The sequence below is a fragment of the Dolichospermum sp. LEGE 00246 genome, from assembly GCF_015207865.1.
Classification (GTDB): Bacteria; Cyanobacteriota; Cyanobacteriia; order Cyanobacteriales; family Nostocaceae; genus Dolichospermum; species Dolichospermum heterosporum.
In genome coordinates this window covers 1-1,174 of record NZ_JADEWA010000759.1, presented here as the reverse complement: position 1 = coordinate 1,174, position 1,174 = coordinate 1, and the positions used below count along the sequence as shown (strand labels likewise).

The window sequence follows — 1,174 nt, the reverse complement described above, 5'->3', positions numbered from 1 at the left end:
TTTTAATTTAATTTAATTAATTGTCTAGTATTTAATTTACATAATCAAATTAGCAAAAATACTTGCGAATACTGAATTGATGCGTTGTATAGCGATTTATATAGCAGGGAACAGGGAGGAGAATGTTTTTCCGACTCCTAACTGGGCGCAGTCCCTGTACTAACTGGGCGCAAGTCCCTGCACTAACTGGGCGCAGTCCCTGCGCCCCTACTTGCTGCTATATGAAATTCTTGAGAAGATCAGGTTGCTTGGACTAAGACAGAACTATCTTCAATTTTGGCTTGGTAAGTTTTCAGTGGTTTTTTAGCGGGTCCGTCTTGTGCCTTGCCATCACGAGCAAATTTTGCCCCATGACAGGGACAAACAAATTTGCTTTCTTCGGCTTTCCAGTCGATCGTACAACCTCGATGAGTACAAGTTGGATTCACCGCAATCAAATCTTTTGCGGTTTTAGATGTGCCAACCACTAATACTGCACCAATTGGGGAATTTTCCACCAATAGTTGACCAGTTTTGTCTAATTGTGCCACAGTACCCACCTTTTGCCAGCCTTTAGTAGCAGAATTAAGTCCAGGATTGGCTGATGTACTGGTTTCGGGAGAACAGGCTGCAATTGCGACAGGCAAGGAACTAGCTAAACAACCTAATCCCACCCAATTTATAAATTCACGACGTTTCATATTTGCTGGTAATCAGTATGTGATTTTTCGTCTATTATCGCTGGCAAAGGTTTATCCTGTCATTGTTTAAAGGGTGTTTGAAAAATATTATACTAAACACGGGTGAGATTTAAACTTTTGCCAAGTGACAAAGAACCCAGATGTGTAGGGGTAAAGCATGAGCTAAACCCCTACGTTTAGAATCAAACAATCAAGCCGTTTTGAGTATAGGTAGACCTGAGATCACCAAAATATGTGAAGAAAAGTAAAGTCTCTCAACACTTCTTCACGCTTCACTCTTGCCTCTTGGTTTGCCAGAACGACAATTTTTAACGCCAACCTACTTAGTAATTCTCCGTTATTAAAAATGGTTATCATCAAATTCATCTATGGATGAAGATGTCATTCTATAGTTAACATCAGGATTGTCTATTTCTCTCCTGGTTTATGTGATTAAATAAACCTAAAATTACGGAAACCATAGTTGAGAATAATCATTATCATCAATTAAGCAA

Annotated in this window: 1 protein-coding gene; it reads right to left on the bottom strand. The window is 39.2% G+C overall.

The features are described 5' to 3' along the window. Positions 1-239: 239 nt before the first annotated feature. Positions 240-680 carry a ubiquinol-cytochrome c reductase iron-sulfur subunit gene (locus IQ228_RS26180; RefSeq protein WP_027404167.1) on the bottom strand — a complete coding sequence of 147 codons (441 nt, stop codon included), beginning with the start codon at positions 678-680 and terminating at the stop codon, positions 240-242. Positions 681-1,174 lie beyond the last annotated feature (494 nt).